This window comes from Embleya sp. NPDC059213 (genome assembly GCF_042754445.1).
Classification (GTDB): Bacteria; Actinomycetota; Actinomycetes; order Streptomycetales; family Streptomycetaceae; genus Embleya.
On record NZ_JBHZAV010000338.1, the window covers coordinates 1 to 5,275 of the forward strand.

A 5,275-nucleotide genomic window follows, 5' to 3' on the forward strand; every position below is an offset into this window, starting at 1 on the left:
CATACCCCGTCTACCTTTTTTTTTGGTTGTCGGGTGGGATGGTTTTGTTTTAAACCACACCGCCCGCCCCCCCCCCACCCCGCCGCGGGGGGGGGGGGGGGGCCGGGCCGTCCGGCCGCGCTCAGTGCGCCGCCGCGACCGGGGCCCCCTTGGTGATCGACACCGCGCCCGGTGCGTCGGTCGTCGACTGCCCGCCCGGTGCGGCCGGTGGGATCGGGTCGAGGGCGTCGAGTGGCGCGACCGGTTCGCCGGCCAGGACCTTGCGGGCCCGGTCCCGGTCCAGGACGCCCTCCCACGAGGCCACCACCAGACTCGCCACGCTGTTTCCGCACACATTGGTCAGCGCGCGGCACTCGCTCATGAACTTGTCGATGCCGAACACCAGCATGATCCCGGCCACCGGCACGTGCCCGACCGTGGACAACGTCGCGGCCAGCACGATGAACCCGGATCCGGTCACCCCGGCCGCGCCCTTGGAGGTCAGCAGCAGCACCGCGACCAGGCTCAGTTGTTGCCCCATGGACAGCGGTGTGTCGGTGGCCTGCGCCACGTACAGCGCGGCCAGGGTCAGATAGATGCAGGTCCCGTCGAGGTTGAAGGAGTATCCGCTCGGCACCGTCAGCCCGGCCACCTGCCGGGGCACGCCCAGGTTCTCCATCTTGGTGATCACCCGGGGCAACACGCTCTCGCTGGAGGAGGTGCCCAGCACGATCAGCAGCTCGTCCTTCATGTACCGCAGCAGGTGCAGGATGTTCAGCCGGATCGCGGCCATCACCAGGCCGAGCACGACCACCACGAAGAACAGGCTCGTCCCGTAGAAGATCGCCACCAACTTGCCCAGGCTGGTCAGCGTGTCGAGCCCGTACTTGCCGACGGTGAACGCCATCGCGCCGAACGCGCCGACCGGCGCCGCGTACATCACGATCCGCAGCACCGCGAACAACACCCGGCCGGTCCGCTCCACGCCGATCGCGATGCCTTCCGCCGGGCGCCCGACCAGCTTGATCGCGATGCCGAAGAGCACCGCGAAGAACAACACCTGGAGCACGTCGCCGTCAGCGAAGGCACCGACCACGCTGCTGGGCACCAGGTCGGTGAGGAAGTGCCACCAGGACTGCGCCTCGCCCTTGTCGATGTAGCCCTGCGCGGTCGCGGAGACCTTCATCGAGCCGACGTCGGCGTGCACCCCGTCGCCCGGGCGCAGCACGTTCATCACGACCAGGCCCAGGATCAGCGCGATGGTGGTCAGTGCCTCGAAGTAGACCAGCGACTTCCAGCCGATCCGACCGGCACCGCGCAGGCTGTCGACGCCCGCGATACCGGTCACCACGGTCACGAAGATGATCGGCGTGATGATCATCTTGATCGCGTTGACGAACGTGTCGCCCAGCGGGCGCAACTGTTCGCCGGTGTGCGGCCACGCGGCGCCGACCACGATGCCGGCGAGGATGCCGACCAGGACCCATACGTACAGCAGGGTGTACCAGGGCCGACGGGCCGCAGGCGGCTGAGGCGGCGGCGGACCGGTGGGGGGCGGGTCGGCTGCGCCGGCGACCGGATCGGTCGTGGTGGCCTGGGACATCTGGGGCCTCCCGGAGGGATGTCGGGTCGAGCGGACGGGAACGCTGCGACACCGGAGCGGCACCGGGCCGCGCGCCCTGGCGGACGGGCGGACGGGCAGGCGGCGGAAACATCGGCGAAACAGCGCGTTACGGGACGTAGATTGGCGCGGCGACGGAGCGCGACGGTGCTTACGCGCATTACGCGCACGACGAAATTGCTGACGAATCGCCGTAAAACGGGTGAAATACCGGCAGCGGTCGCCTTGCGAGACGGCCCGGACGTCCAGTGATAATTCGCGCATGGCCAACCAGAGCATCGCTCGGCAGGTGCTGCTGTGGCAGCTCGCCCTCGTCCTGCTGCTCGTCGCGGCGGGCTCGGGCGTCGCCGTCCACGCGGTACGCCGATCCGGCGAGCAGACCGCCCGGGAGCGCGCGCTCGACGTGGCCCGCACCCTGGCCCGCGCGCCCGGCCTCGCCGAGGCCGCGACCGCCGCCGACCCGACCGCCCGGCTCCAGCCGATCGCGGAGCGGATCCGCAAGGAGAACGGCGTCGACTTCGTGGTGGTGATGAGCGTCGACGGCACCCGTTTCACCCACCCCGACCCGACTCGGATCGGCCGGACCTTCCTGGGCCACATCGACGCCGCGGCCCAGGGACGAACCTCGACCGAGACCTACACCGGCTCGCTCGGCCCCTCGGTGCGTGCCGTCGTCCCGGTGATCGGCCCGGCCGGCCGCCCGGTCGCGCTGGTCTCGGTCGGCGTCACCAACCACCGCGTCGACGCCCTGGTCGGCCAGGACGTCCCGCTGGTCCTCGCGGTCGCCGCCGCCGCCCTCGCGGTGGCCTGCGCGGCGAGCATGGCGGTGCACCATCGACTGCGCAGACAGACCCTGGGCCTGGGGCCGGTCGAGCTGCGCCGGGTGTACGAACACCACGACGCGGTGCTGCACGCCGTTCGCGAGGGCCTGATCGTGGTGGACTCGGCGGGCCTGCTGGTGTTGGCCAACGACGAGGCGGTCCGGCTGCTCGCGCTTCCCCCCGTGCCCGAGGGGCGGCATGTGGGCACGTTGGGCCTGGACGGCACCCTGGCCGACACCCTCACCGCCGGTCGCACCGTCACCGACGAGATCCACCTGTGCAACACTCGCGCACTCGCGGTCAACATCAGCCCCACCGGCCGCGACGATCGCATGGTGGCCACCTTCCGCGACCACACCGAACTGCGCGCCCTGGTCGGCGAACTCGACCAGGTCAAGGGCTTCGCCGAGGCGCTGCGGGCGTCCGCGCACGAGACGGGCAACCGACTACACACGATCGTCGCGCTGATCGAACTCGGGCGCGGAGCCGAGGCGATCCGCTTCGCCACCGGCGAACTGGCCGCCGCCCAGGACCTGGCCGACGAACTCACCGCCGCCGTGCACGAACCCGCGCTGGCCGCACTGCTGTTCGGTAAGCACGCACAGGCCGCCGAACGCGGTGTGCAACTGACGGTGACCGGTGGGCCGGCGACCGACCACGACGGGCCGGGCCCGCTCGACGCGTTCGCCTCCCGATTCGAACCACGCGACCTGGTCACCGTGTTGGGCAACCTGGTCGACAACGCGATCGACGCGGCCGTGTCGGCGCCGCCGCCGCGCACCGTGCGGGTCACCGTCGGTGCCGACCCGGACGCCGCCGACGGCGGCCTGCTGCTTCGGGTCGCGGACAGCGGCCCGGGCATCGACGAACCGCTCGCCGCGCGGGTGTTCGAGCGCGGCTGGAGCACCAAGGAGCCCTACGGATCCCAGGACCGCGGCCTGGGCCTGGCGCTGGTGCGCGCCACCGTCGCCCGACACGCCGGCACCGTCGACGTCGCCCGCGGCGACACCGGCGGCGCGGTGTTCACCGTGCGCCTGCCCGCGCTGCCCGCACAACCCACACTGCCCGACCGGCCCGCACTGCCCGCCCAACGCCCGGGGGAGGAAGCATGATCCGCACCCTCGTCGTCGAGGACGACCCGGTCCTGGCCGAGGCCCACGCGGTCTTCACCGGCCGCGTCCCGGAGTTCGAGGTGGTCGGCGTCACCGGCAGCGGCACCGAGGCGCTGCGCCTGCTGTCCACCCGACCGGTCGACCTCGTCCTGCTCGACCTCTACCTCCCGGACCTGCACGGCCTCGACCTGTGCCGAACCATGCGCGGCCAGGGCCACGACGCCGATGTCATCGCCGTCACCTCGGCCCGGGACCTGCGGCTGGTGCGCTCGGCGGTGTCGCTGGGAGTCGTGCAATACCTGCTCAAGCCGTTCTCGTTCGCCGCGTTCCGCGAACGCCTGGACGGCTACGCGGAATACCGCCGGCAGATCGGCGAGGCCGGAGCCGCGCCGACCGCCACCGGACAGCGCGAGGTCGACCAGGCGTTCGCCGCGCTGCGCCGCACCTCCGACGCGCCGCCGCTGCCCAAGGGCCTGGCCGCCGCCACCTTCGAGGCGATCGTGGCGCACCTGAGCACCGGCGCGGTGACCTCCGCGGCCGACATCGCCGACGCGGTCGGCGTCTCCCGCCCGACCGCCCGCCGCTATCTGGACCACCTGTCCGCCCGCCGCCTGGTCTCGCGCGAACCGCGGTACGGCGGTGCCGGTCGCCCCGAGTACATCTACCGCTGGCACACCCCGCAAACGGAGGCGTCCACACCACCCGGATCGGGATAACCCTCGTCCTTTGCCGACTCCCGCATGAGGCGTCGCCTCGGCCGGCACCATGGTCACGCGTCGGACGCCCGCCGGTCGGGGCCGCGCGACGGGGGGCAACGGTGGACAGGATCGGGCGATACGAATTGGGGCCGCTCCTGGGTCGGGGCGGGATGGCCCTGGTGCACCGGGCGCGGGACACCCGGCTGGGTCGCGATGTCGCGGTGAAGTTGCTGGCGCCCGAACTCGCGCACGATCCGGTGGTCCGCCGCCGGTTCCTCACCGAGGCCCGGGCCGCCGCCGCGCTGAACCATCCCGGCATCGTCATCGTGCACGACCAGGACGAGATCGATCACTTCGGCGACATGGTCGCCTACCTGGTGATGGAACTCATCGATGGTCACACGCTCGCCCAACTGCTGGCCGGGCGCGGGTCGTTACCGCTCGAAGAGGTGCTGCCGATCGGGCGCGCCGTGCTGGCCGCACTGGACCACGCGCATCGGCACGGCGTGGTGCACCGCGACGTCAAGCCGGCCAACGTGATGGTGCGCGTCGACGGCGGGCTCAAGGTCACCGACTTCGGGATCGCCCGGATCACCGGCAGCGATTCGAGCCGGCTGACCGCGACCGGCTCGGTGCTGGGGACGGTCGCGTACATGCCGCCCGAGGTGATCCAGGGCGGCGAGGCCGGTCCGGCCGGCGACGTGTACGCCGTCGGCTGCCTGCTCTACGAACTGTTGACCGGCCGGGTCCCCTACCCCGCCGCCAACTCGCCGGCCATGATGTATCGGCACATCCACTCCGCGGTGCCGCTCGTGTCCGCCGAGGTGCCGGAACTCCCGTCCGAGGTGGATGATTTACTCGCCAGGGCGATGGCCAAGCCGGTCGCCGACCGGTACCCGGACGCGGGCGCGATGCTGGCCGCCCTGCTCGCGGTCCGCTCGGCCCGGCCCCAGGTCCACGCGTCGGGGGCGATCGGACGGGCCGAGACGACGGCCGACGAACTCCCGCCGCCGGCAAGAATTCCGGCTCACCTCAGTTACCGCG

4 protein-coding genes are annotated in these 5,275 nt (G+C 71.9%); 3 read left to right on the plus strand and 1 reads right to left on the minus strand.

Annotated elements, in window-relative coordinates; all coding sequences use genetic code 11:
- Positions 1–121: 121 nt before the first annotated feature.
- Positions 122–1,582, minus strand: coding sequence for a C4-dicarboxylate transporter DctA (gene dctA / locus ACFXMF_RS46595; protein ID WP_360309008.1), 1,461 nt, complete (start codon positions 1,580–1,582; stop codon positions 122–124).
- A 280-nt stretch (positions 1,583–1,862) separates the two neighbouring features.
- On the opposite strand from dctA, the gene ACFXMF_RS46600 reads away from it, so the two are divergent.
- The 3 genes from ACFXMF_RS46600 to ACFXMF_RS46610 all read left to right on the plus strand — a co-directional run.
- Positions 1,863–3,533, plus strand: coding sequence for a sensor histidine kinase (locus ACFXMF_RS46600; RefSeq protein ID WP_360309010.1), 1,671 nt, complete (start codon positions 1,863–1,865; stop codon positions 3,531–3,533).
- Entirely contained in the window at positions 3,530–4,249 is a 720-nt protein-coding gene (locus ACFXMF_RS46605; protein ID WP_360309012.1) for a response regulator, read from the plus strand. Before ACFXMF_RS46600 ends, ACFXMF_RS46605 begins: the two co-directional genes overlap by 4 nt.
- Positions 4,250–4,350: 101 nt before the next feature.
- The coding region (locus ACFXMF_RS46610; RefSeq protein WP_380021276.1) for a protein kinase at positions 4,351–5,275 on the plus strand (925 nt) is incomplete at its 3' end.